The following is a 24,991-nucleotide window of genomic DNA, read 5'->3' as shown; positions in this document are numbered from 1 at the left end:
ACCCGGCACCGCCGCCCATTCCCCCCCGTCTCCGGAGCCGCACCCCGGACAGCAGTGACGCGGCCGGCCGTCAGTCCCGGCGGACGGGACTGTCCAGTGGGGACGGAACCTCCAGCCAGACCAACTTCCCGTCTCCCTCCGGCAGCGAGCCCCAGGCGCGGGCGAGCCAGTCCACCACATGTAGGCCGTGCCCGCCCGGCCGGGCCGGGTCGGTGCGCGGGCGCAGCTGCGGCGGCACGGGGCTTGAGTCCGAGACTTCCACCCGCAGTCGAGTGCCGTTCCAGTTCAGCCGCAGCTCGCGGGGGCCTCCGAGGGCGTGCAGACAGGCGTTGGTGACCAGTTCCGAGACCATCAGCAGGACGTCCTCGGTGACGGCCAGCTGATGGTCGTCCGCGGCGGGCAGCCAGTGCCACCGTTCCAGGGCCTGCCGGCTGAACTCACGGCTGCGCTGCACGGGACCCTCGCTGCCGCTGAGCGCGAGCCGTCTGGTCTGTCCAGCCCCCGACGTCCGGTCGAGGCCCAGCAGCGGGTCGTCCCTGGAGCAGTACATGACCGGCCTCCTCAATTCCGCCTGCGAAGTCCGGCGCCGGGCCGGGCAGCTTCAACGCCGATCCGAGATCGGGGTGGCTGCGCAGCGCACTGCCGGCCCCGGTGATCGCGAGCAGCTCGGCCACGATTGGTCGCAGACCCACGGGTTCCAGCCGGATCCCGGCCGTCTCGGCGTCCAGGCGGGCGTGCAGGAGGAGGTTCAGTCCCGTCGAGTCGCAGAACCGCAGCTCCGCGAGATCGACCCGCCCCGTTGTGCCCCTCGTCCGGATGGGGTTCCTCGGTTGGCCGCGACATGGCGCGCTCCCGGTCCGATCGGGACGGCAGGGGGCCGTCCCGGCGATCATCCCGCGCGGCACCGCGGACCACCCGGACGACCGGAGCCTGCAGCGCTGTACCGGGTTCGGCCAGGCACTCCGTCTGCTGGTCGTCCATACCGCGCGTTTGCCCAACCCCAGTGCGGCTACACGCACGGATGGAGCGGAAGGCGGAGGCGATGACCATGACGAGGCCGGGCGCCGGGCGCGACGGTTCCGTGCCCCGGGTCGGTCGGCGGGAGTCGCCCGAGGAGCGGGCGGACCGGCGCTGGCGCGACCTGCTCCAGGAGGTGCGGGTCGCCCAGACCGGCTCGCAGATCCTCTTCGGGTTCCTGCTGAGCGTGGTCTTCATGCCGCGCTTCGCCGAACTCGGCGGCTTCGACCGGGGGCTGTACGTGTCCACGGTCGTCCTCGGCGCACTCGCCACCGGAGCGCTGACCTCCCCGGTCGCCTACCACCGAATCTTCGCCGGGCACCGCCTCAAGCCCCAACTGGTAAACGCGGCAGCCCGGTTGGTGGCCATCGGCCTCGTGCTGCTGGCGCTCACCGTCGGCTCGGCCCTGCTGCTCCTGCTGCGGGTGGCCGTCGGCTCGGCGGTCTCCGGCTGGATCGCCGCGGCCGTCATGCTCTGGTTCGTGTCCTGCTGGCTGCTGCTACCCGTCTGGCGCCTGCACCGGAACAACGGCACGTGCAGCCGGCCACCGGACCGCCCCGATCCGCGCCCCCGCGCGTGACGGTCCGGGCCCCGCCCGTGACGTTTCGGCGGCACACCCCCGGCAAGACGCCCCCCATGACGATCAACCTGCGTTCGAAGCCCCGCACCGTGGTCATCACCGGCGCCACCGCGGGAGTCGGCCGGGCCTGTGTACGGGCCTTCGCCGCCAGGGGCGACCGCCTGGTGCTGGTCGCCCGGGGCGCGGCCGGGCTGCGCGCCGCATCCGCCGAGGCGGAGGCCGCCGGCTCGCCGGTGCGCACCATCCTGGCGGACGTGGCCGACCCCGAGGCCTGTGAAGCGGCGGCCGCCCGGGCCGAGGCGGAGTTCGGCCCGATCGACGTCTGGGTCAACGACGCGTTCGTCTCGGTGTTCGCGCCTTTCACCGAGATCAGCGCCACAGAGTTCCGCCGGGTCACCGAGGTCACCTACCTCGGCTACGTCAACGCCACCCGGGCCGCGCTGCGCCGGATGCTGCCACGCGACCACGGCATCATCGTGCAGGTCGGCTCGGCGATCGCCTACCGGGGAATCCCGCTGCAGAGCGCCTACAGCGGCGCCAAGCACGCCCTCCAGGGCTGGCACGAGGCGCTGCGCTGCGAGCTGCTGGCGAGCGGATCGGGCGTGCGTGTGACCATGGTGCAACTGCCCGCGGTCAACACCCCGCAGTTCGACTGGGTGCTCAACCGACTGCGCGGCCGCGCCCGGCCCGTCCCGCCGGTCCACCAGCCCGAACTGGCCGCCCGCGCCGTCCGGTACGCCGCCGACCACCCCGGGCGTCGGGAGTACTGGGTGGGCGCCAGCACAGCGACCACCCTGATCGCCAATGCGATCGCCCCCGGCCTGCTCGACCGCTACCTCGCCCGGACCGGGATCGACGCCCAGCAGGAGGCCGGGCCGCGCAGCGCACAGGACCGGGACAACCTCTGGGCGCCGGGCGACTCCGTCGAGGACCACGGCGCCCACGGCCGCTTCGACGACGAGGCCCGCGAGCACAGTGCCCAGTTGTGGGCCTCCCAGCACCACGGCCTGCTCGCCGCTGGCGGGGTGGTGCTCCTCGGGGCCGCCGCCCGCGCGCTCGCCCGGGGGCGGTGAGCGGCGGTGCCGCGACGTGGTGTGGAACCGCCGGTCCTGGGCAGACGCGGCGCGGGGCGGACATCGCCCCCGTCACGAGAGGAGTACCCGCCATGGGTACCGAGGAGAAGCTGCGCAACGCGGCGGAGAAGGCCCACGGCAAGGCCAAGGAGGCCGCCGGCAAGGCCATGGGCGACCGGGTCGTCGAGGCCGAGGGCCGTGGCAAGCAGATCAAGAGCGACCTGAAGCAGGCCGCCGAGAAAGTCAAGGACGCCGGGAAGGACTGAACCGACGAGCGAACCGGACGGCGCGGTCAAGGCGCGCTTCCGGCCCTGACCGGCCGTGCCCAGGAGGTGGACGCGATGAGCGACCCGGGAAAGCCCGTTCCGAAGGACCCACCGGTGCCGGTCGAGACACCGGAGTCCCGGATGACCGGTGAGGGTGGAGCGCCGCCCGTGCCGGAGGAGCGGAAGGGGCGGCCGGACGGTCCGGAGTACGACGCCACGGAGACGGCCCACATGCTGGAGCCGCAGGAGGTGATGGAGCCGGCTCAGGAGCCGGAGGTGATCGAGCCCGCCCACGAGCCGGAGCCGCACGAGCCGCCCGACTGAACCGGCCGGGCCGATCATCGGAGGTTTCGGCTTCACCGTCCGGCGAACGGGTGGTCCGGTACGGCGATCGCGCGTCCGGCGGCGTTGCGCGCGGCACGCGTCCGCCGACCGGGCGGTAGACCTGGGGCGCCCGCCACGGCGGCGGGCGCCCCAGGGCCTGTCTTGAGGGTGGTGCGATGCGAACGGCGGTCGAACTCCTGCTCTGGTGGGGGGCGTTGCTGCTGCTGAACACCGTGCTGATCAGCTCGGTGACGCCACTGGAAATGGCGGTCGGCGGCGGCATCGCGCTCCTCGCGGCCGTCGGCGCCGTCGCGGTCCGGCATGCCTCGGGGGCCGCACCGGGCGGACCGACGCGGCTGGTCCAGGCGCTCTGGGCGTTCCCGTGGACCCTGCTGGCCGACACCGGGCGACTCGCGCTCGCCGTGCTCTCACCGCAGCACCGGCGGGGCGGGTTCCGGACCGTCCGACTCACCCCCGGCGCCGGACCGGCCTGGGCCGCGGCACTGCTGTCCGCGACACCCGGCGCATACGTCGTGGACGTCGCGGTCGGCGGCGCCGATGCTCGCCGTGCCGGGACTGCTGCTGGCCGACTGCCTGGCCGTCGGTGTCCTGCCGGGGGTCGGACGGGCGCTCGCCGCGGGAGCGGCGGCCTTCGCCGACCGCGCTGGCTACCTCGCCGACGTCCTCGGGCAGCCGGGGGTGCCCGTCGCCGCCGCTCCCGACGCGTGGTGGACCGCCTCCGGGGTCGCACTGGGCCTGCTGTCCGCGCTGCTGGCCGCCGGCTTCGCCACCGCCGCCGTCCGCCGCGCCCCCCGACTCGCCCCCCGACGCGGCACCGGCCGGCTGTACCGGTCGGCCGCCCTGCCGCTGCGCCGCTTGCACTCCGGTCTGCTCGGCGACTACGTGGCCTGGCTGGCCGTGGGCCTGGCCGCGCTGCTGGTCGCGGTGACGGCGCAGCTGTGAGCACACCCGTTTCCCGCACACCCGCCCGGGTAGCCGCAGGGCACCGGACGGAATCCGGCCGAGCCCGAGGAGGCGGCCCGTGCGAGTGAACGGCACCGGACCGGACCGGCGCCCCCCTCCGCTCGGCAGCCGCCGCCCCCGGGTGGCCTCGCCTCGGACCCGGCCTGCGGTACCTGGGGACCGGGTGCCGAGCGGGCTGCGGACGGCCGCCGGGTACACGTGGCGCCTGGTCCTGCTCGGTGTGGCCGCCTACCTGACCGTCACCGTGCTCGCCCGGCTCGAACTGCCGGTCATCGCGGTGTTCCTGGCGCTGGTCATCACCTCCGTCCTGCGGCCGCTCGTCGACCTGCTGGCCCTGGCGCTGTCCCGCTCGCTCGCCGTCCTGCTCGCCTTCGTCCTCGCCGTCGTGGTCCTCGGCGGGGTCCTCACACTGGTGGGGACGACCGTCGCCGGCGAGTGGAACGGGCTGGGCGCCGAGCTGCACGGCGGCCTCGGCCGGATCGACCACTGGCTGACCGGCGCGCCCTTCCACCTACGCTCCGGCACCGTCACCGGCCTCCGGGCGAAGATCGAGGAGTTCGTCAGCAGCCACCGCTCGGCGCTGCTCAGCACCGCGTTCAATGAGGCGAGCCGGGCCGTCGACCTGCTCACGGCGCTGGCCCTCGCAATCTTCTGCTCGGTGTTCTTCCTGCACTCCGGCGACCGGATGTGGTGCTGGGCACAGCGCCAACTCCCGGCCCGGGCGCGCCCGGTGTGCGACCGGGCGGGGCGCGCCGCCTGGCGTGCGTTCGCCGGTTACACGCGCGGGGTGCTGATCGTGGCGGCGGCCAACGCCGTACTGGTGGGCATCGCGCTCGCCGTCCTGCGAGTGCCGCTGGTCCTGCCGCTGATGGTGCTGGAGTTCGTCGCCGCCCTCGTCCCACTGGTCGGCTCCCCGATCGCGCTGGCCGTCGCCGCACTGGTCGCCCTGGCCGCCCGCGGCCCAGTGGTCGCCCTGCTCGTACTCACCCTGATCGTGGTCATCGGCCAGATCGAGGGCCATCTGCTGCACCCGCTGGTGCTGGGCTGGTCCGTACGGATCCACCCGGTGGTCATCGCCCTGTCGGTGATCGGCGGCGCCGTCCTGGCCGGGGTCCTGGGCGCGGTGGTGGCGGTGCCTGTGGTGTCGGTCGCCTGGGCGATCCTCGGCGAGCTGCGGGACCACGGCCGGTCACCGTCGGATTCCGCTCCAGCGGGCGATCAGCCGCGCGCCCGCCAGGACGAACGTCGTCACCCACACCAGGCTGAAGGCGGCGAGCACGGCAGATGAGTGCGCGTCGGGACCGACCGGCAGCCCCCGAAGAACCGGCTCTCCTTCGCGGGCGAGAGCGCCGCGGACCTTCTCGGCCCACCCGAGGACGTCGAAGCGATGCTACGCACGCGCACCGGCCTCTGCCCGTTGTACGAGGAGAGCCGGGAGAGCAGGGTACGCAGCTCCCGGTACGCCTGCGGCACGAACCTCCCCCTGCCAGGTCGGGGGATGGCCGCCCGGGCGGGCCGGGGGCACGTCACGCCCGAAGGGCGTCGAGGCGGCGCCGGGCGGGGTGGAGGGAGCGGCCCCGGCGCGGGGCGTCCCGCCAGGGGTCGTCCTTGAGGAGCCCGTCGACGGCGGCCAGGGTCCAGCGCTGCGGAGTGAGAGCGCGATGCCCGAAAGGTCCTCGTAGGCCTCGATCGGCACCGTCCACCCGGTGGCCACCGGGTGCTGCCACGCCATCAGGGCCTCCACCACAGCACCCTGCATGCGGGCCTGGCCGACGGCCCACCGGAGTGCGTCAACCGATGCCGACGATCCGTCGACACCGACCACGATCCGCTGCTCCGGTCCGGTCTGCTCGCTCACGTGTCTTCTCCCTCGTGTTCTCGTTGGTCTCAACCATCGGCATTGCAGCGACTGTTGCGAAGGACCGAACGGGCCCCGAAGGCCGGGGCCTTCAGCCCGACCCTTGCCCGGCACAGGGATGCGGGTTTCTTGCCGAAGGGAATGCCGTGCGGTGCGGTCTTGGGGCCGCCGGTCCCGGTCCGCCGGTCCCGCGAATCCGGGATGCCATCGGGACCGTCGTTCCGCCACCGATGACCAATGGCCCAACGACCCGCCGGCCGGCCCGGGAGCAAGCTGTCGTCCGCACCCCCGATCGATGGACTCGATCGCCCGGCGCCAATCGCCGGGATCGCCACTCATTCGGCTGATGGCGGTTCAGTGCACGACAGTTGAGGAGACTTTCGATGCCCAAGGCCCACCTGGTCGGCGGTGGCATCGCCGCCCTGTCCGCAGCAGCCTTCCTCATCCGGGACGCGGGTTTCGCCGGCGGCGACATCCACCTCTACGAGCAGCAGGAGGTGGTCGGCGGCAGCCTGGACGCGGGCGGTACGCCGGAGACGGGGTACACGATGCGCGGCGGCCGGATGTTCGAGGCGCAGTTCCGCTGCACGTTCGACCTGTTGTCCGGCATTCCGTCGCTGGACGACCCGTCGAAGTCAGCCGCCCAGGACATCGTCGACTCGCACGACGAATCCCCTTGGGACGACACCGCCCGACTGGTGCGCGCAGGCGGCGAGATCTGCGACGGACACGCCATGGGCTTCTCCGAACGCCACCGGCTCGAACTGGTCAAGTGCCTGGCCACGCCCGAGCGACTGCTGGACGGCAAGCGCATCACGGACTGCTTCAACGAGGGGTTCTTCACCACCGACTTCTGGTACATGTGGTGCACCACCTTCGCGTTCGAGCCGTGGCACAGCGCCATCGAGTTCCAGCGCTACCTCAAGCGCTTCATCCACCTCTTCCCGGAGTTCCAGACGATGTCCGGGATCTACCGGACCCGCTACAACCAGTACAACTCGATCGTCCGCCCGCTCACCGCCTGGCTCCTGGAGCAGGGAGTCCGCATCCACGCCGGCCACCGGGTGGCGGACCTGGCCTTCCGGCAGGGGCCGGGCACGAACGTCGAGCGCATCCACTTCACCGGCGCGCACACCGACCTCTCCGTCGCCGAGGACGACCTCGTGTTCGTCACCAACGGATCGATGACCGCCGACTCCGTCCTCGGCTCCCACACCGCCCCGCCGGCGAACCCGAACACCTCCCTCAGCCCCGACTCCTTCCTGCTGTGGCACCGGATCGCCCGCGGCCGCGACGACTTCGGCAACCCCGCCGTCTTCGACCGCCACCCGGACGAATCCACCTGGGAGTCCTTCACCGTCACCGCCGAGGACCCCGCCTTCCTCGACTGGATGGAGAAGTTCACCGGCCGCCCGACCGGCCGCGGCGGCCTGCTCACCCTCACCGACTCCCCGTGGCTGCTCACCGTCGTCGTCAACCGCCAGCCGGTCTACCGGCAGCAACCCGAGGACGTATCCGTGTGGTGGGGCTACGGCCTCTTCCCCGACAAGCCCGGCACCTTCGTCAAGAAGCCGATGCGGGAGTGCAGCGGCCAGGAGATCCTCCAGGAGGTCCTCCAACACCTGGCCGTGAACCCCGCCACCGCCGAGAAGATCGCCGGGACCTCGACCGCCATCCCCTGCCTGATGCCCTACATCACCAGCCAGTTCCTGGCACGAAGCCACGGCGACCGGCCCCGGGTGGTCCCGAAGGGCTCCACCAACCTCGCCTTCATCGGCCAGTTCGCCGAGGTCCCCGACGACGTCGTCTTCACCGTCGAGTACTCCGTGCGCACTGCGTGGACCGCCGTCGCCCAGCTGCTCGACCTCGACCGGCAGCCCCCGGCCGTCTACAGGGGCCACCACGACCCGCAGGTCCTGGCCCAGGCCCTGCACACCCTGCATCGCAAGTAGCCCGACCGGCTCGCCCCGGGGAGGCGGGCACCGCCCGCCTCCCCGCTCCACCCGCACGACCCGGCCCCGACGCCTCGGAGCCCGGCGCCTCGGAGCCCGGCGCCTCAACGGCGGCCCACGGGCCGGCTTCGGAGCCGTCGATGCCGACGGCGACGGGCAGGTCCATGGTGATCATCTGCTGACGGTCGCCCCCTGGTGTCGGGTCAACCCTGCCAGGTCCAGTCGATGACCTCGGGCAGGTCGACGCCGTGCTCGCGGATCCAGTCGTGGTGGAGGGCGCGTCGGTCGCCCATCTCCTGGCGCAGGGCGGCGGCGGGTACGGCCAGGCCGGGGACGCGGTCGATGACGTCCATGACCAGGCGGTAGCGGTCGAGGTCGTTGCGGACCACCATGTCGAAGGGCGTGGTGGTGGTGCCGGACTCCTTGTAGCCGCGCACGTGTAGCTGCGGGTGGACGGCCCGGCGGTAGGCGAGGCGGTGGATCAGCCACGGGTAGCCGTGGTACGCGAAGATCACCGGCCGGTCGCGGGTGAACAGGGCGTCGAACTCGGCGTCGGGCATCCCGTGCGGGTGTTCCTCCGCGGGCATCAGCCGGGCCAGGTCGACCACGTTGACCACCCGGACGCGGAGGTCGGGCAGGTGCCGGCGGAGCAGATCGGCGGCCGCGAGGACCTCCTGGGTGGGCACGTCACCGGCGCAGGCCAGGACGACGTCGGGCTCCCGGCTGCCGTCGTCGGTGCCGGCCCATTCCCAGATCCCGGCGCCCCGGGCGCAGTGGGCGCGGGCCTGATCGAGGGTGAGCCAGTCGAAGCAGGGCTGCTTGCCGGCGACCACGACGTTCACGTAGTCGCGGCTGCGCAGCACGTGGTCGGCGGTGGCGAGCAGGGTGTTGGCGTCCGGTGGGAAGTAGACCCGGACGGCTTCGGGGCTCTTGTTGAGGACGTGGTCGACGAAGCCGGGGTCCTGGTGGGAGAAGCCGTTGTGGTCCTGGCGCCAGACGTGCGAGGTGAGCAGGTAGTTGAGCGAGGCGATGGGGGCGCGCCAGGGCAGCGCGCGGGTGGTGCGCAGCCACTTGATGTGCTGGTTGACCATGGAGTCGACGATGTGGACGAAGGCCTCGTAGCAGGAGAACAGGCCGTGTCGGCCGGTGAGGAGGTAGCCCTCCAGCCAGCCCTGGCAGGTGTGTTCGGAGAGGATCTCCATCACCCGCCCGTCGTGGGCGAGGTGTTCGTCGACGGGCAGGGTGTCGGCCTGCCAGGCCTTGCCGGTGGCGGTGTAGACGGCCTGGAGGCGGTTGGAGGCGGTCTCGTCCGGGCCGACCAGGCGGAAGTCACGGCGCTCGGCGGTGTCCGCCATCACCTGGGCCAGCAGGTCGCCCAGGACCCGGGTGGGCTCGTGCAGCGTCGCACCGGGCTTGTCCACGGGTACGGCGTAGCGCTCCAGCAGCGGCATGGGCAGGTCGCGCAGCAGCAGGCCGCCGTTGGCGTGCGGGTTGGCGCCGAGGCGGCGGGGGCCTTCCGGGACGCCGTCGAGGACCCGCGCCGCCGGGCGGCCGTCTTCGTCGAAGAGTTCCTCCGGCCGGTAGGAGCGCAGCCAGTCCTCCAGCTGCCGCAGGTGCGCGGGGTTTTCGCGGACCTGGTCGAGCGGCACCTGGTGGGCGCGCCAGGTGCCCTCGACCGGCAGTCCGTCCACCTCGGCCGGGCCGGTCCAGCCCTTGGGCGTGCGCAGCACGATGAGCGGCCAGTGCGGTCGGCGGGTGCCGCCGTCGGCGCGGGCCTCGTGCTGGATGGCGGCGATCCGGTCCAGGGCGGTGTCCATGGCCTCGGCCATGGCCCGGTGGACCGTCAGCGGGTCGTCGCCGCCGACGTACAGCGGGTCGTGGCCGTAGCCGCGGAGCAGGGCGTCGAGCTCCGCCTCGGGCAGGCGGGCGAGCACGGTCGGGTTGGCGATCTTGTAGCCGTTGAGGTGCAGGATCGGCAGGACCGCGCCGTCGTGGACGGGGTCGAGGAACTTGTTGCCGTGCCAGGAGGCCGCCAGCGGGCCGGTCTCGGCCTCGCCGTCGCCGATCACGCAGGCGACCAGCAGGCCGGGATTGTCGAAGGCGGCGCCGTAGGCGTGCGAGAGCGCGTATCCGAGTTCCCCGCCCTCATGGATCGAACCCGGTGTCTCGGGGGCTACGTGGCTGGGCACACCGCCAGGGAAGGAGAACCGGCGGAACAGCCAGGCCATGCCGGCCTCGTCGCGGGTGGTGTCGGGGTAGGTGTCGGTGTAGCTGCCGTCGAGCCAGGAGTTGGCGAGGACGGCGGGCCCGCCGTGCCCGGGGCCCCAGACGCAGACGGCGTCGAGGTCCCGTGCGCTGATCACCCGGTTGAGGTGGGTGTGCACCAGGTTGAGGCCGGGCGAGGTGCCCCAGTGGCCCAGCAGCCGGGGTTTGATGTGCTCGGGGCGCAGCGGCTCGCGCAGCAACGGGTTCGCCATCAGGTAGATCTGGCCCGCCGTGAGGTAGTTGGCGGCCCGCCAGTGCGCGTCGAGCGCCCGGACCTCCTCGTCGGACGGTCCACCGGGAGCCGAATTGGGGGTGACGGACATGGCTGTGCTCTCCTCGGAGTCTGCCGGCTTCACCGACCGCCACGGGCGGTCGGCACTCATCGTCGCCCCGCGGCCGGAGCCTCCGCAGGGCCGAACAGGCCACATTCTGCGAGGGGGAACGGGCCGGTGGTCCCTGCCCGTCCTGGGCCTCACTCGAACGGCCCCGGTCCCGCCGCCCGCCGCCGGGACGTAAGGCCCGGGAATGGGGACTGCAGGCCCTGCGTGGAGGTGCCGCTTCTGCCGCAGGCTGGCGGCACCTGCCAAACGGTGCGGGTACGCCGCATGGGGCGGGCGCGACGACGAATGGACGGATCATGATCGACTGTGGGCGCGAAACGCAGGCCTACCTGGTCGGCGGCGGAATAGCGACGCTGGCCGCCGCGGCCTTTCTGATCCGCGACGGCGACTTCCCCGGCGAGAACATCCACGTCCTGGAGCAGCTCCCGCTGGCCGGCGGCTCGCTCGACGGGCGGGGATCGCCGGAGCAGGCGTACGTCACCCGGGGCGGGCGGATGCTGGAGGACGAGGCGTACACGTGCCTGTGGGACCTGCTGGGGACGATCCCCACACTGGACGACGAATCGGTCTCCGTCCGGCAGGAGGTCATCGACTTCAACCGGGACTGGCCCACCCACGCCAGAGCCCGCCTGATCGACCGCGAGCACCGCGTCCTCGACGCCTCCCGCCTCGGACTCGACACCCGTGACCGGCTGGAGCTGGCCCGGCTGTTGGTGGTGCCGGAGTCGGTGATCGGCGCCCGCCGGATCGACGAGTTCTTCTCCGAGCACTTCTTCGCCACGAACTTCTGGGCGATGTGGCGCACCACCTTCGCCTTCCAGAACTGGCACAGCGCCATCGAGCTCAAGCGCTACTTCCTGCGCTTCCTCCAGGAGTTCCCCCGCATCCACACCCTGTCCGGTGTGCGCCGCACCCGCCTCAACCAGTACGACTCCATCGTCCGGCCGCTCACCGAGTGGCTGCTGGAACGCGGCGTACGCTTCGAGCACGGCGTCACCGTCACCGACGTCGACTTCACCGAGCAGGACGGCATCCGGCGCGCCAAGCGCCTCCACCTCCTCCGGGACGGAAGCCCGGAGACCGTCGAACTCGCCGAGCTCGACCTGGCGTTCCTCACGCTGGGCTCGATGACCGCCGACGCCGCCTACGGCGGCGACGACACCGTGCCCGAGCTGATCCGCGACAAGCGCGACGGCAGCTGGACCCTCTGGGAGACCCTCTCCCGCAAGGCGCCCGACTTCGGCCGGCCCGCCGTGTTCAACGGCAACATCGCCGAAGCCTCCTGGGAGTCCTTCACGTTGACGATGCGCGGCCCGGCGCTGCTGAAGCGGATCGAGGAGTTCAGTGGAAACGCCCCCGGCACCGGCGCCCTGATGACCTTCAAGGACTCGCCGTGGCTGATGTCGATCGTGGTCCCCCGCCCGCCGCACTTCGCCGACCAGCCCGATGGCGTGTTCACCCTCTGGGGCTACGGCCTGTTCCTGGACACCCCGGGCGAGCACACCGGCACCGCCATGGCCGAGTCCACCGGGCAGCAGATCCTCACCGAACTCCTCGGCCAGCTCGGCTTCGAGGACATCGCGGACGAGGTGCGTGCGACCACGACCGTCACCACCGTGATGATGCCGTACATCACCAGCCAGTTCGCCCGCCGCTCCGTGCACGACCGCCCCCTGGTCATCCCGCACGGTGCCCGCAACTTCGCCTTCCTCGGCCAGTACGTCGAGATCCCCGAAGACGTCGTGTTCACCGTCGAGTACTCGGTGCGCGGCGCGATGCACGCCGTGTACCGCTTGCTCGGCCTCGACCTGCCCGTCCCGCCGGTCCACCACGCCCTGACCGACGCCGACACCGTCCTCCAGGTCCTCAAGACCGCCTTCGCGTGAACCGGACGCCAGGGCGGGGTACGCGCTCGCGCCTCGCCCGGCCCCGGTACGCGCCCCTCGGCCGTCCGCGCCCGCTCGGGGACGCCGGTCCGGGACGGAAACCTCGGGAGTCGGGAGAGAAACGCGCCTCCGTCCAGGTCGCCGCCGCCGCTCGTCCACGACACCGCCGCCACCGGCTCGTCTGACCATCTGCCCCACCGCCGAGGACACCAGATTCCTCGGCTCAGGCGCCGTCAGTGCATGCGAAGGCAGCAGCAACGGCTTCTGCGGACAGTTGAAGCGTGTTGCCATCCTTCGACTGGTAGATACCGGAGGCATGGCGGACCGACAGGCCGTGTCCTGCGCGGGATTCGGCCAGCGACTGTCGAGTCGGTCTCGCCGTTATTCGCGAGGGTGCCCTCAGACCCCGGATACATGTGCAAGTTCGCCGACGGCTGCGGTGATGGCCATCGCAAGCCCACCGCCGATGACCACGCGCAGTGCGGGGCGCAGGATGGTGGTTCCGGCGGCGCGGGCGGCGAGGATGCCGGCCAGGGCGAGGCCGCAGAGCGTGACGGCGACGATCAGCCACAGGCGTGTGGTGGTGGATCCGGCGAGGAGGCCGAGGAAGGGCACGAGTCCGCCGCCGAGGAAGCTGGTGGCGGAGGCGAGGGCGGCCTGGAGGGGGTTGGCGGCGGTGTGTTCGCTGTGGCCGAGTTCGTCGCGCAGGTGGGCCTGGAGCGGGTCGGCCTCGTGCAGGGCCTCGGCGACCTGTCGGGCGAGGTCGCGCGGGACGCCCCGGCTTTCGTAGATGGCGGTGAGTTCGGCGAGTTCGGCCTCCGGGGCCTCGGCGAGTTCACGGGCTTCCTTGGCGCGGTCGGCGGTCTCGACGTCGACCTGGGAGCTGACGGAGACGTACTCGCCGGCGGCCATCGCCATGGCACCGGCGGACAGGCCTGCCAGGCCTCCGGTGACGACGGTGGAGGTGCTCGCCCCGCTGGCGGCGAGGCCGACCATGAGGCTGGCGACCGAGACCAGGCCGTCGTTGGCGCCGAGGACGGCGGCGCGCAGCCAGCCAGCCCGGCCTGCGGCGTGGCGCTCGGGGTGCGGGGTGAAGCGGTCGTGGCGGGTCATCGGGGCGGTTGCTCCTGTCGGCTTGTCGAGATCAGTGTCGCGGGGAGCCGGGCAGCTGTCCCGTCCGGGCGGGCCGTCCGGGCGGGACGCCGGTCACCGGCGGTCGGTGCGCAAGGCGAGGCGCGGGCAGGCCCGGACCGCGCGGCCGGCATACGAGCGCAGGCTGCGCGGTACGACGGCGCCGTGCTGGACGGGGTACCCCCATTCGTCGAGGGTGATGAGTTCGGGGAGCAGTTCGGCGCACTGGCCGTGGCCGGTGCAGGCGATCCGGTCGATGCGCAGGACCTCGCGGTCGACGGCGGTCATGTCCACTCCTGGGTGCGGGTCGCGGGTGGGACGGGCAGGGTGGCCGGGCGGTGGCAGTGGCCGTGGGTCAGGTGGTGGTCGACGTCGCCGGTGAAGGTGGCGAGGGCGCTGGCGGCGAGGCGGGCGGCGCCGTCGGGGTGACGGCAGGCGCCGCGTCCGGGCAGTAGGCCGATCCGGTGGCGGAGGCGGTCGAGGAGGTCGGGGGTGGCGTGGCCGTCAGCGAGGGCGGTGAAGTCGTCGGCGACGGCGGGCAGGCCGAAGAGGCAGGGGCCGCACTGCTGGGCTCCGTTGGCGGCCAGGTAGGCGAGGATGCGGGCGGTCTCGGCGAGGGGGCAGGCGTCGTGTGGAAGGGCGGCGATGACGCCGGCTCCGGGCGCGGCGTGTGGGGTGAGGCCCTCGCGGCTGAACGGCAGGCCGAGGGCGTGGGGGAGGCTCAGCCAGGTTCCGGCGAAGCCGCCGAGCAGGACGGCCTGGAGCGGCTGGTCCGGGCCGCCGGCCTGCTGGAGGAGCGTTCCGACGAGGGTGCCGGGTTCGGTTTCGAGGACGCCGGGGCGGTGAACGGCTCCGGCCACGGTGACCAGGGTGGTGCCGGGTGAGGCGGTGGTGCCGGCCTGTCGGAACCAGTCGGCGCCGTGGCGGGCGATCAGGGCGAGGTGGGCGAGGGTTTCGACGTTCTGGACGAGGGTGGGCCGTCCCCGGACACCCTTCTCGCGGGTGCGGGGCGGGGAACTGGTGGGGCGGGCGGGGCCGCCGTTGAGCCAGTGGACCAGGGCGGTCGACTCGCTGGTGACGTAGCCGTGCGGCAGCGCCTCGATCCGGACGACCACGGGGTCGACGCCGACATCTCGGCGTTCCTCGACCGCGGTGGCCAGGGCGGACAGCTGGGTGGTGCGGTTGCGGGGCACGCACAGGTGGATGCGGTCGGCGCCGACGGCCTCGGCCGCCAAGACCGCGCCGTCCAGGACCAAGTGCGGGGCGACGGCGAGGAGGGTCCGGTCCTTGCGGCTGAGCGGTTCGCTCTCCATGCCGTTGGCAACGACCACGGCCCGGCGGCGTCCCTCGGCGACAGCGCGGAGCTTGCGCGCGGTGGGGAACCCGGCTCCGCCTCGCCCGGTCAGCCCGGCTTCCTCGATGACTTCGATCAGCGCTCGCCCCGTCCGGGGTACGGGGCCGTGGTGTCGAAGGTGCTCGGTGAGACCAAGAGGCCTGCCAGTGGCGGACCAGCTGTCCAGCAGCCGCGGGGTGGCGCTCGGCTCGGTGAGCGCGCGGGCCGGTGCGGGGATCATCCGATGCCTCCCAGGGCGGTGACGGAGAGGGCGGCAGCGCGGTGGGACCAGCCGGGTTGCAGCGGCCCGGCGGCCAGGAACGCGGTGGCCAGCAGCGGCACGGCCACGACCAGGAGGCCGGCACTCAGACGCGCCGCGATGTGGCCGGGCCCGGCCCGGTAGAGCCGCCAGCCTGCGGCGGCAGCCACCGCGGCCAGGCAGGCGGCGTAGAGCCACAGTTGCAGCGGCAGACGGGTGTCGCTGCCGGTGCCGACCGCGTGGAACAGGCCGACCGGCCAGGCCGCGTACGCCAGCCAGTGCACCGCCTTCCACCCCCCTTGGCCAATGCGCAGGCGCAGTGCGCTGGTGATCGCCACCGCGAGCAGGAGGTCGAGGGCGACAGTGCCCAGGCCCAGCCACAGCGGCCGGTAGGAGGCGCCGAACGGAACGACGGCGGTGGCCCAGGAGAGGTGGACGTAGGGATCGATGATCGCGGTGGCGATGTGCAGGGTGAGGAAGGCGAGGGTGAGGACGGCCAGGTTGCGATGGAGCAGACCGATCTCGAAGCGGCCGATCCGGCGCGGTCGGGCCTTGCCGCCGATCGCGATGCCGAGGGCTACGGTCGCGGTGAGCAGGACGAGGCTGACAGTGCCGCCGGCGCGGCTGGCGTACCAGAGCGGGCTGGCGGCGAGGGCGGTCGCGGCGGTCATCTCGGGCCTCCTGCCCGGTCGTGGGGCCAGCCACCGAGCCGGGTAACGGTGCCGTCCAGCCGGACCAGGCGGGCGGGCAGCCCGGTCCGTTCCAGCCAGGCGGTGGCGGCGTTGCCGAGCACGATCGCGGCGGTGGTGGCGGTGTTGGCGTCCACGCAGGTGCCGGCGGCGACCGTGACGGTGCGCCAGTACGCCTCGGTGGACCGGCCGGTGGCGGGGTCGACGATGTGGTGGACCACGTGGCCGCCGCGGCGCCACATGCGCACGCTCACGCCCGAGGTCGCCAGGGCACCTGAGGTGACGGCGACGACCGGGCCGGAGCCGGTGGCGGCGTGGTCGTCGGCCAGGCCGACGGCCCAGCCCCCGTGTGGGGCTTGGCCCGCGATGGCGAGGTCGCCGCCGAGGTTGACCAGAACGCCGCTGCCGGTGGCGTCGGCGATCCGGCGGGCGGCGCGGTCGGCGGCCAGAGCCTTGGCGGTCGCACCCAGGTCCAGGACGGTGCCGTACGGCACGAGCAGGCGCCGGGTGCCCGGGTCCCAGTCGACGGCCTGCCAGCCGGTGGCGGGCCGGGCCGTGGGCAGCGGCGTGGTGTCCTGAGGGCGCAGGGAGGTGAAGGTGCGGTCATAGCCGAGGGCGATCACGGCGCGCCCCACGGTCGGGTCGACGGCCCCGCCGGTCAGTTCGGCGGCACGCAGCGCCGCCTCCAGCGCTTCGGCGAACAACTCGCTGACGGTCGTGGCGGTGCCGGCGGCGGCATTGATCCGGCTGAGTTCGGAGCCGGGACGGAAGCGACTGCACACGTGGTCGATGGCAGCGAGTTCGTCCATCAGGATCCGCTCGGCTTCGGTCAGCGTCCGCTGATCGGTGGTCAGCAGGGTGGCAGTGGTGCCGAGGGCGGGGAAGCTGGTGGCCGCGCCGAGGACGCGGTGGCCGTTCACGACGCACCGGTCCGGGTCTGCGGCATCTGGTGAGTGGGGGCCGGGGCTTGCGTCGGTGGAGAGAGGGTCGTGCAGGTGACCGTGGACTGCGGCGTGGCGGCGCTCGGTGCCGGAGCCGCGAGTTCCTCATAGTTCTCGCGGCCCTGCTCCTTGTCGCCGCGCGGCGGCGTGTTGGCCGGGGCGGGAGCGGCGGGTTGCTGGGTGCAGGTCGCCTCGGCGGGCAGCGTGCTCTGTGTCGGTGCGGGTGCCGGCGCGGGCGCGCCGGTGACGCCGGGCGCGAGGCTGACGTAAGTGAGGCCGAGAGCGGCGGACCCGGCGGCGGCAGCCGCGACGGTCCAGCGGGTGGCGGTGGAGACCCGTCTCATCCCACGCTCGCGGCGCCCGGGCCCTTCCGGCTCAGGCTGGTTGTGGAGTTCGGCCATGGCGGACGCTCCTCGTGGTCCGGTACGGGTGTTTCCACTGACCACGATGCGTCGGGGCGCTTCTCGGACCTGCTCACAAGCTGTGCAGAACCGGTAAAGATCAAGGTGTTCGGCGGTCGTGCCACAAGGGCAGGTCGAGGACGACGGTCAGGCCGCCACCGGGCGTGTCCTTCAGGGCGACGGTGCCGCCGTTGGCGGTGATGAGCCGGTGAACGATCGCCAGACCGAGCCCGCTGCCCCGGGCCTTGGGATTGCCGAAGCGGTGGAAGGCGACCGCGCGTGCCTCGGGGGTCATGCCGGGGCCGTCGTCCACCACCCGTACCCGGACAACGCCGGGCACGGGGATGCTGTCGATCGTCACCGTCCCGCCGTCCGGGACGGCATCCAGGGCGTTGGCCAGCAGGTTGTCCAGCACCTGCTCCAGGTCGCCTTTCCCCAGGGCGACCGGATGGCCGTCCTGGCAGTGGCTGACAAGGTGGATCCCGCGTTCCTGCGCGACCGGCTCCCAGGCCGCCACCCGGTCGGCCGCGACCTCGCCGACGCGCATCGGTACCGGTTTCGGTACGGTCTGCTCGGCCCGTGCCACCGCGAGCAGCCCGTCCACCAGGCGCGAGAGCCGGGCCACTTCCTCCTGGGCGGAGGCCAGCAACTCGGGTGCGCTCTCCGGTGTGGCGGTGGCCAGGAGGTCGAGCCGCAGCCGCAGGGCTGCCAGCGGGGTGCGCAGTTGGTGGGAGACGTCGGCGACGACGGCCTGGTGGCCGTGGATCAGTGCCTCGGTGCGGGCGGCCATGGTGTTGAACGTCGCGGCCAGTCGGCGGACCTCGGGCGGGCCGCTGTCCACGGCGGCGCGTTCGCCGAGCCGGCCCTCGCCGAGCTTGTGGGCGGCGACGTCCAGGGTGGTCAGCGGGCGGTTCACCCAGCGGGCGAGCCGGACCGAGACCAGGGCGGAGGCCGTGATCCCGGCCACGGCCACCAGACCGATCCAGGCCCAGGTGACCGCGATCCGGGTGTCCAGCGGGGCTGCCGAACGGGCCAGGACCACCGCGCCGTCCGGCTGCCGGAACGCTCCGACGGGCTCGGCGGCCAGCAGCCGACCGTCCGTCTCGGGCGGTTCCGGCTCCCGGCCCCTGATGGTCTCGGCCGCCAGCTCGCGGGCCTCGGGGGCCTGGGCGGCCTGGCACGGCGTCGCGGCCACCAGCCGGCCGTTCGCCTCGTACACCGCCGCGCAGTCCCCCGCCTTCGCCACGTCGGAGAGATCGGCGTTCATGGCGTCCGCCGGTGCCCGGTCGGACAGGTATTCCTCGGCGGAGGCGGCGATGACCCGGGTGGCGGCCTGGGCCTTGTCCCGGAACGCCAGGTGTTCGCGCTGCGTGATCGACGACCCCAGGGGTACCGCCGCCGCGGCCACCAGAACGACCGTCAGTGCGAGCAGGGCCAGCACGATCCGGCGGGTCACGGCGTCTCCGCGACCTCACCGAGTCGGAAGCCCCGCCCGTAGGCCGTCTCGATCAGACCGGGCACGCCGAGCTTGCGCCGCAGCGCGGCGACGTGGACGTCCACCACCTTCGTCGGCCCGTACCAGTGCGCGTCCCAGGCGCTCTCCAGGATCTCCTGACGGGTCACCACCCGGCCCGGGTCGGCCGCGAGACAGGCCAGGATGTCGAACTCCTTCGGCGTCAGGGGGACCTCCCGGCCGCCGACCGTCACCCGGCGGGTGCGGCGGTCGACCGTGAGCGGGCCGTGGCGCACCGGCTCCTGCTCCGACGGGCGGGTGCGGCGCAGCACCGCGCGCAGCCGGGCCATCAGCTCGGCCAGGCCGAAGGGCTTGACCAGGTAGTCGTCGGCGCCTTCGTCCAGGGCCAGGACCCGGTCGGCCTCCTCCCCGCGCGCGGTGACCGCGATGATCGCCGTGTCCGAGCGCTGCCGGATCCTCCGGCACACCTCGACGCCGTCCATGTCCGGCAGGCCCAGGTCGAGCAGCAGCACATCGGGTACGGGCGCCGCCAGCGCGGCACGGCCGGTGTCGACGCTGTCGGCGGCGTAGCCGGCCTGCCGCAGGCCCCGCACGAGGGAGTCCGCGATCACCGGATCGTCCTCCACCACCAGCACCCGGAAGGCCCCGGTGTCCGTCGCCGTAGTCATTTCGTCCCGCTCCCTGGTCTGGCCGGCCGGTTCGGCGGTCACCGCCATCGTGCCCACACCCGGGGAATGATCGCTTGGGTCGAACAGCCCCGGCTCCACCCGCAGCTGTCCGGTACACGATCAGGTCCCGCCCGGCCCAGCCGATCGGCCCGAAGGCCCCTGGCACCTGAACGAGCCCGTGGGGTTCGGTGGACTGGAGGATCGGAGGTCCGGCATGACCGAGCTGCACAACGACAAGCAGGCGGCGCAGCGCACGGCCCACGGCCCGCATGCCTGGCTGGAACCGGCCCTGCTCGCCGTCACCGGCGCGGCGCTGGCCGCCGGCGGGATCGCCTGGCTCGCCGGGGCCGGAACGCTCGCCGATGCGTGCTGGGCCGCCGGAACCGCAGTGGCGATCATCCCCTCCCTCGCCTGGGTGATCAGCGCTCTGCGCCGGGGCCGGACCGGGGTCGACCTGATCGCCGTCCTCGCCCTGGCCGGCACCCTCGCCACTGGCGAGTACCTGGCCGGAGCTCTGATCGCACTCATGCTCGCCACCGGCCGCTGGCTGGACGCCGCCGCCGAACGCCGCGCCTCCCACGATCTACGCCACCTGCTCGAACACGCCCCGCGCTCGGCCCGCCGCCGCACCGGCGACCAGATCCGCACCGTCCCCCTCTCGGAGGTACGGGTCGGTGACCTCCTGGTGGTCGGGCCCGGCGAGGTCGTCCCGGTCGACGGCCGGATCGAGGGCGGCACCACTGTCCTGGACGAGTCCGTCCTGACCGGGGAGTCGGCGCACATCGAGCGGGCAGCCGGAGAGACGGTCCGCAGCGGCGGCGTCAACGCGGGCAGCGCCTTCGACCTGCGCGCGACAGCCGCCGAAGCCGACAGCACCTACGCGGAGATCGTCCGCCTCGCCCGGCAGGCCGGTGCCGAGAGCGCCCCGGTGATCCGGCTCGCCGACCGGTACGCCGCCTGGTTCCTGCCGCTGTCCCTCGCCGTGGCCGGCCTGGCCTGGCTGCTCAGCGGATCGGCGGTGCGGGCGGTGGCCGTGCTGGTCGTCGCCACCCCCTGCCCGCTGCTGCTCGCGGCACCGGTCGCGATCGTCTCCGGCCTGTCCCGCGCCGCCCGCCAAGGCGTCGTCATCCGCGACGGCGCAGCCCTGGAAACCCTCGGCCGCGCCCGCACCCTTGTCCTGGACAAGACCGGCACCCTCACCACCGGCCGCCCCCGTGTCATCGACATCGCCGCCGCCCCCGGCCACAGCGTGACCGAGGTCCTCACACTGGCCGCCTCCGTCGACCAGTACTCCCCGCACGTCCTCGCCCGGGCCATCACCGACGAAGCCCACGTCCGCGGCCTGGCCCTCCTGCCCGCACACGACATCGCCGAGGAGCCCGGCCGCGGCGCCACCGGCCACGTCGACGGCACGGTGGTGAGCGTCGGCAAACACGACGGTGCACCCCTGTCCGCCTGGGCCCGCGCCGCCGACAACCGCGCCACCCTGGACGGCGCCACCACCTCCTGGCTGTCCACCGACGACACGCCCACCGGAGCGATCCTGCTGCGCGACCCGCTCCGCCATGACGCACCCCGCACCCTGCGCCGCCTGCGCGAAGCCGGCATCACCCGCCTGCTCATGCTCACCGGCGACCGCACCGAGCCGGCCCGCGAGGTCGCCGCCGTCCTCGGCCTCGACGACGTCCACGCCCAGCAGACCCCCGCTGACAAAGTCGCCGCCGTTCGCGCCGAACGCGAGCGCGCCGTCACCGTCATGGTCGGCGACGGCGTCAACGACGCTCCCGCCCTCGCCGCCGCGGACGTCGGCGTCGCCATGGGCGCTCGCGGCTCCAGCGCCTCCACCGAGGCCGCCGACATCGTGCTCACCACCGACCGCGTCGACCGCCTCGCCGACGCCGCAATCATCGCCGTTCGCGCCCGGCGTATTGCCGTCCAGAGCGCCCTCGGCGGCATGCTGCTCTCTCTCGCCGCCATGGTCGCCGCCGCGTACGGCCTGCTCCCGCCCGCCGCCGGCGCCCTGCTCCAGGAAGCCATCGACGTCGCCGTCATCCTCAACGCCCTGCGCGCCCTACGCCTCGACCGCACCGCCCTGCCCACCATCGAACCGGCCACCGAACAGCTCATCCGGCACTTCGCGGCCGAACACGACGACCTGCGCGAGGTCATCGAAGCCGTCCGTGAAGCCGCCGACCAGCTCACCGACACCACCGGCCCGCAGGCCCTGCACGCAGTCCGCCACGTCAACCGGCTCCTCACCGAACGGCTCCTGCCGCACGAACTGGCCGAGGAGCACCAGCTCTATCCGGCCCTCGCCCCCGCCCTCGGCGGGCCGGAGGCCACCGCCACCATGAGCCGCGCCCACACCGAGATCCACCGCCTCGCCCACCGGGTCGCCACCCACCTGCAACTCGCCGACACCAACCACGGCCACCTGCGCGACGAACAGCTCGACGACCTGCGGGCCTGCCTCTACGGCCTCCACAGCGTGCTGCGCCTGCACTTCGCCCAGGAGGAGGAGAACTACTTCTCCCTCGCACACTGACCGAACGGAGAAGTGGGGGGCGGTCGAGTCGACCGCCCCCGACTTCTCCGACACCGCCCGGGCGGGCCCCGGCAGGGGCTCACCCGGAAACGGGGCGGTCACCGTCGGGTCAGCCCAGGCCCTTGCGGGCGGTCTGGAATGCCTGGGCGTGGCCGGCCTCATCGGTGGCGTTGTGCTGGAAGAGGGTGGCCGCGGCGGTGTCGCCGGCGGCCTTGGCCTGCTGGGCGAACGTCGGGTACATGGTCTGGGACTCGTAGGTCTCGCCGGCGATGGCCGTGGCCAGGTTCTGGCTCGTGGTACCGACCGTTCCGGCCAGCGCCGCCTCGCCGGAGAAGTGCTCCTGCAGCTCCACGTCGGAGACGGCGGTGAACAGGCGCGCCAGGGCGGGGTTGCCGTTCTGCTGGGCGCGCTGGGCGTAGAGGCCGTACTTGGCGTGCGCCAGGGCCTCACCGTGCATGGCGGTGTCGAGGTTGGCCTTGGTCTGCGCCGAGGTGACCTTGGGCTGCCCGGCCGGTACCGTCACGGGGTTGACGGCCGGTGGTGCCGGGACGGCGCCCTTGCCGGTGCGGAGCGCGGTGAGGGCGGCCTGATACGCGGCCTGGTGGGCCGCCTCGTCCTTGGCGATCTCGGTGAAGAGGTCGGCGGCGGCGGTGTCGCCGGCCGCCTTGGCCTGGCGGGCGAACGTCGGGTACATGGTGGTGGACTCGTACCCCTCGCCGGTGATGGCGTCGGTGAGGTTGGCCTCATTGCTGCCCACGAGGCCGCTCAGTACGGCTTCCTGGGTGAAGTGCTCACCCAGCTCCACACCGGCGGTCTTTCGGAAGAGGTCGGCCACCGTCGGTCGGCCCTCGCGCTGGGCCTGGGCCGCGGAGAGGGTGTAGGAGGCGTTGGCGAACGCCTCGCCCCCCATGGACTGCTTCAGGTTGGTCTGCGTCTGTTGCTGCAGAGTCGGGATCGCGGTTCCGGCAGCCGAGCCGTCGACAACCGGTGCGGCAGACGCGGCGGAGACGGCGCACATCGCGACGCTCGCAGCCAACGCACCGGTGACCAGAGCGCGTATCGGGTAGGCGGTCATCTCAACCTCCTTGGCGGACGCATTCGTCGGGCACCCTCGCCCATCACAGCAAGACGCCCCGGATACGGCCATCCGGCCGCACCCATCCAGGTGAATACACGGACGCACACCGCAGCGGTGGAGCTCACCGAGTCGGCTGCCGCCGGCACCTTGGCAGATCTTCGTGGTCAAGGCCGACGCCGGCTCCTACCAGGTCGAGAAGATCCACATGCCCGACAGCACGATCATCACCGAGACCCACGTCTACGACACCCTTCGGCTCGCGGGGCCGGGGAGAACCCACCACTGCCCGAACCCGCGCCGAAACCGTCATGCTGCCCACGGGAAGCCCCCTACCGCCCAGGCCAGCAATCGGTACCCACACCATCCGATGCGCGCTTCGGAGACCCCTGGATGCGGACGCCCCCGGGGAGGATGCGGGCGATCAGGAATTTGGCCGCCATGGCAGAGAGCAGTGCGTCGTCGGCCGTGCTCCGCGGTCGCCGAGGCGGCGAAGGCGCGCGTCATCGCGGTGTCTTCGGCGGTCGGGCCGAGCACGAGGACGCGGTACGGCGGCGGCGGGCGGCCGGGCAGGACCGGCAGGGTCGCGGCCGCTGAGCCATCAGGGCCCACCGGCCCGTAGCCCGGGCCCGACCGGCCCTCCCTGGGCCACTCGACGGCGGCCGACGATGAGGGTGGTCAGGGCTCCGCACAGAGCCGGTGACGGCGCCGGCCGGGGCCGACGAAGGAGTCTGTGATGGACGGCTTCGAAACCCACCGCCAGGTGATCGTGGGTGTCGACCGCTCCGAGGCCAGCCGCTGGGCCGTGCGCTGGGCGGCGGACGAGGCGGCCGGACGCCACCTGCCGCTGCAACTGCTGCACGCACAGGAGTGGCCGACCGGCCGTGCGGAGGGTGCGGCGGACCGTCCCTGGGCGATCGGGCTGCGGGCCGCCGGGGAGGCGGTGCTGGACACCGCCCGGCTGCTGGCCGCAGAGCGGCAACCCGGGCTGGAGATCACCTCCGAGCTCGCCGAGGGCCGGCCGGTACGGGTGCTGCGCGAGGCCGCCGACCGGGCCGCGCAGCTCGTGCTCGGCGTGCGCCGGCTGACCGAGGCGCGCTCCGCGCTGCCGATCGGCTCCAAGGGCGCCTCCCTGGCCGGCCACCTGGGCTGCCCGCTCGCCCTCGTCCCCGAGCCCGCCGCCGGCGTGTCCGGCCGCGGGCCGGTCGTGGTCGGGGTAGACGGCTCCCCGGCCTCCAGGGCCGCGATCGGCTTCGCCTTCGAGGAGGCCTCGATCGGCGGCACCGATGTGCTGGCCGTGGAGGTCCGCCGCCCGGCCGAGGCGGGCCGACCCGACCTGATCGAGGAGTCCCTGACGGACCTGTCCGAGGCACTGGCCGGCTGGCCGGAGAAGTACCCGGACATCCGGGTCCGACGCGAGGTGCTCACCGGCTCCCCCGCCCCGATGCTGGCCACCATCGCGACACACACCCGCTGCCTGGTGATCGGCAGCCGGGGCCTCGGCGGCTTCCGCGGCCTGCTGTTCGGCTCCACCGGCCGCGCGCTGGTGCACCGCTGCACGGTGCCGCTGGTGATCGTCCCGAACGGCAACCCCGCCTGAACCCGGAGGATCGTCATGAAGACCACGCACGAAAGCCCAGCGCATCCCCGCCCGGCCGACCCCGGCGACCTCGGACGCCGGGTCGCCCACCGCCGCACCCAACTCGGGCTCACCCGCGAGCTGGTGGCGGAACGCGGCGGCCTGGACACGGGGTTCGTCGCATACCTGGAGACGCACCCCGTCCCGGTCGGCGTCACCACCCTCACCCGGCTCGCCGACGCGCTCGACACCACCGTCACCGACCTGCTCGGCGCCGGACACGACGTGCCGCCCGGCCGGGCCCGCGCCAACTCCCGGGTACGGACCGAGGAACTGGACCCGGCGGCCTG

The 24,991-nt window shown here is 73.3% G+C and carries 24 protein-coding genes; 11 read left to right on the top strand and 13 right to left on the bottom strand.

Annotated features, from left to right (window positions below; genetic code table 11):
- Positions 1 to 70: 70 nt before the first annotated feature.
- Positions 71 to 550, bottom strand: a complete 480-nt coding sequence (locus tag ACH4E7_RS40085; protein WP_396254150.1) for an ATP-binding protein — start codon at positions 548 to 550, stop codon at positions 71 to 73.
- Complete coding sequence (locus ACH4E7_RS40080; RefSeq protein WP_396254149.1) at positions 438 to 893, bottom strand: STAS domain-containing protein; 456 nt, start codon at positions 891 to 893, stop codon at positions 438 to 440. Before ACH4E7_RS40080 ends, ACH4E7_RS40085 begins: the two co-directional genes overlap by 113 nt.
- Positions 894 to 1,042: 149 nt before the next feature.
- Here ACH4E7_RS40080 and ACH4E7_RS40075 point away from each other — a divergent pair, with 149 nt between their 5' ends.
- From ACH4E7_RS40075 to ACH4E7_RS40050, 6 genes are all read left to right on the top strand, one after another.
- On the top strand, positions 1,043 to 1,597 hold the full coding sequence (locus ACH4E7_RS40075; protein ID WP_396254148.1) for a DUF6328 family protein: 555 nt from the start codon (positions 1,043 to 1,045) through the stop codon (positions 1,595 to 1,597).
- A gap of 56 nt (positions 1,598 to 1,653) precedes the next feature.
- Positions 1,654 to 2,670, top strand: a complete 1,017-nt coding sequence (locus ACH4E7_RS40070; protein WP_396254147.1) for an SDR family oxidoreductase — start codon at positions 1,654 to 1,656, stop codon at positions 2,668 to 2,670.
- 92 nt (positions 2,671 to 2,762) lie between these two features.
- Positions 2,763 to 2,936: a CsbD family protein gene (locus ACH4E7_RS40065; RefSeq protein WP_380615551.1), complete on the top strand. Its 174-nt coding sequence runs from the start codon at positions 2,763 to 2,765 to the stop codon at positions 2,934 to 2,936.
- Positions 2,937 to 3,011: 75 nt separating this feature from the next.
- Positions 3,012 to 3,260: a hypothetical protein gene (locus ACH4E7_RS40060; protein WP_396254146.1), complete on the top strand. Its 249-nt coding sequence runs from the start codon at positions 3,012 to 3,014 to the stop codon at positions 3,258 to 3,260.
- 558 nt (positions 3,261 to 3,818) lie between these two features.
- The gene (locus ACH4E7_RS40055; protein WP_396254145.1) at positions 3,819 to 4,223 is read left to right on the top strand and encodes a hypothetical protein; all 405 of its coding nucleotides are present in this window, start codon (positions 3,819 to 3,821) and stop codon (positions 4,221 to 4,223) included.
- Between the two features lie 184 nt (positions 4,224 to 4,407).
- Entirely contained in the window at positions 4,408 to 5,532 is a 1,125-nt protein-coding gene (locus ACH4E7_RS40050) for an AI-2E family transporter (RefSeq protein WP_396254144.1), read from the top strand.
- A 102-nt stretch (positions 5,533 to 5,634) separates the two neighbouring features.
- Here ACH4E7_RS40050 and ACH4E7_RS40045 read toward each other — a convergent pair whose 3' ends face one another.
- Entirely contained in the window at positions 5,635 to 6,441 is an 807-nt protein-coding gene (locus ACH4E7_RS40045; RefSeq protein WP_396254143.1) for a universal stress protein, read from the bottom strand.
- 44 nt (positions 6,442 to 6,485) lie between these two features.
- Between ACH4E7_RS40045 and ACH4E7_RS40040 the strand changes: the two genes are divergently transcribed.
- On the top strand, positions 6,486 to 8,054 hold the full coding sequence (locus tag ACH4E7_RS40040) for an oleate hydratase (protein WP_396254142.1): 1,569 nt from the start codon (positions 6,486 to 6,488) through the stop codon (positions 8,052 to 8,054).
- Positions 8,055 to 8,257: 203 nt separating this feature from the next.
- Here the strand turns inward: ACH4E7_RS40040 and ACH4E7_RS40035 are convergent, their stop codons facing one another.
- Entirely contained in the window at positions 8,258 to 10,642 is a 2,385-nt protein-coding gene (locus ACH4E7_RS40035) for a phosphoketolase (RefSeq protein ID WP_396254141.1), read from the bottom strand.
- 314 nt (positions 10,643 to 10,956) lie between these two features.
- Here ACH4E7_RS40035 and ACH4E7_RS40030 point away from each other — a divergent pair, with 314 nt between their 5' ends.
- Positions 10,957 to 12,546, top strand: a complete 1,590-nt coding sequence (locus ACH4E7_RS40030; protein WP_396254140.1) for an oleate hydratase — start codon at positions 10,957 to 10,959, stop codon at positions 12,544 to 12,546.
- Between the two features lie 399 nt (positions 12,547 to 12,945).
- Here ACH4E7_RS40030 and ACH4E7_RS40025 read toward each other — a convergent pair whose 3' ends face one another.
- From ACH4E7_RS40025 to ACH4E7_RS39990, 8 genes are all read right to left on the bottom strand, one after another.
- Positions 12,946 to 13,659 (bottom strand): VIT1/CCC1 transporter family protein, encoded by a 714-nt coding sequence (locus ACH4E7_RS40025; RefSeq protein ID WP_396254139.1) that lies wholly within the window; start codon positions 13,657 to 13,659, stop codon positions 12,946 to 12,948.
- A 93-nt stretch (positions 13,660 to 13,752) separates the two neighbouring features.
- Positions 13,753 to 13,965 carry a ferredoxin gene (locus tag ACH4E7_RS40020; RefSeq protein ID WP_396254138.1) on the bottom strand — a complete coding sequence of 71 codons (213 nt, stop codon included), beginning with the start codon at positions 13,963 to 13,965 and terminating at the stop codon, positions 13,753 to 13,755.
- On the bottom strand, positions 13,962 to 15,251 hold the full coding sequence (locus tag ACH4E7_RS40015; RefSeq protein WP_396254137.1) for an NADH-ubiquinone oxidoreductase-F iron-sulfur binding region domain-containing protein: 1,290 nt from the start codon (positions 15,249 to 15,251) through the stop codon (positions 13,962 to 13,964). The genes ACH4E7_RS40020 and ACH4E7_RS40015 overlap by 4 nt, the downstream gene beginning before the upstream one ends.
- On the bottom strand, positions 15,248 to 15,940 hold the full coding sequence (locus ACH4E7_RS40010) for a ferric reductase-like transmembrane domain-containing protein (protein ID WP_396254136.1): 693 nt from the start codon (positions 15,938 to 15,940) through the stop codon (positions 15,248 to 15,250). Before ACH4E7_RS40010 ends, ACH4E7_RS40015 begins: the two co-directional genes overlap by 4 nt.
- Entirely contained in the window at positions 15,937 to 16,878 is a 942-nt protein-coding gene (locus tag ACH4E7_RS40005; protein ID WP_396254135.1) for an FAD:protein FMN transferase, read from the bottom strand. Before ACH4E7_RS40005 ends, ACH4E7_RS40010 begins: the two co-directional genes overlap by 4 nt.
- Positions 16,875 to 17,300, bottom strand: a complete 426-nt coding sequence (locus ACH4E7_RS40000; protein WP_396254134.1) for a hypothetical protein — start codon at positions 17,298 to 17,300, stop codon at positions 16,875 to 16,877. The genes ACH4E7_RS40005 and ACH4E7_RS40000 overlap by 4 nt, the downstream gene beginning before the upstream one ends.
- Positions 17,301 to 17,400: 100 nt before the next feature.
- Entirely contained in the window at positions 17,401 to 18,756 is a 1,356-nt protein-coding gene (locus tag ACH4E7_RS39995; RefSeq protein ID WP_396254133.1) for an ATP-binding protein, read from the bottom strand.
- Positions 18,753 to 19,442 (bottom strand): response regulator transcription factor, encoded by a 690-nt coding sequence (locus ACH4E7_RS39990; protein WP_396254132.1) that lies wholly within the window; start codon positions 19,440 to 19,442, stop codon positions 18,753 to 18,755. Before ACH4E7_RS39990 ends, ACH4E7_RS39995 begins: the two co-directional genes overlap by 4 nt.
- A 214-nt stretch (positions 19,443 to 19,656) precedes the next feature.
- Here ACH4E7_RS39990 and ACH4E7_RS39985 point away from each other — a divergent pair, with 214 nt between their 5' ends.
- A complete protein-coding gene (locus ACH4E7_RS39985) occupies positions 19,657 to 21,987 on the top strand; it encodes a heavy metal translocating P-type ATPase (RefSeq protein WP_396254131.1) in 2,331 nt (776 codons plus the stop codon).
- A 109-nt stretch (positions 21,988 to 22,096) separates the two neighbouring features.
- Here ACH4E7_RS39985 and ACH4E7_RS39980 read toward each other — a convergent pair whose 3' ends face one another.
- Entirely contained in the window at positions 22,097 to 23,062 is a 966-nt protein-coding gene (locus ACH4E7_RS39980) for a ferritin family protein (RefSeq protein ID WP_396254130.1), read from the bottom strand.
- Positions 23,063 to 23,798: 736 nt separating this feature from the next.
- Between ACH4E7_RS39980 and ACH4E7_RS39975 the strand changes: the two genes are divergently transcribed.
- Together ACH4E7_RS39975 and ACH4E7_RS39970 are read left to right on the top strand one after the other, a co-directional pair.
- Positions 23,799 to 24,662 carry a universal stress protein gene (locus ACH4E7_RS39975; RefSeq protein WP_396254129.1) on the top strand — a complete coding sequence of 288 codons (864 nt, stop codon included), beginning with the start codon at positions 23,799 to 23,801 and terminating at the stop codon, positions 24,660 to 24,662.
- A 15-nt stretch (positions 24,663 to 24,677) separates the two neighbouring features.
- Positions 24,678 to 24,991: helix-turn-helix domain-containing protein (locus ACH4E7_RS39970; RefSeq protein WP_396254128.1), on the top strand; the 314-nt coding region annotated here is incomplete at its 3' end.

The sequence above is a fragment of the Kitasatospora sp. NPDC018058 genome, from assembly GCF_044327205.1.
Taxonomy (GTDB): Bacteria; Actinomycetota; Actinomycetes; order Streptomycetales; family Streptomycetaceae; genus Kitasatospora.
The sequence above is the reverse complement of the archived record's forward strand: the minus strand, read 5'-3'. Positions and strand labels throughout refer to the sequence as shown.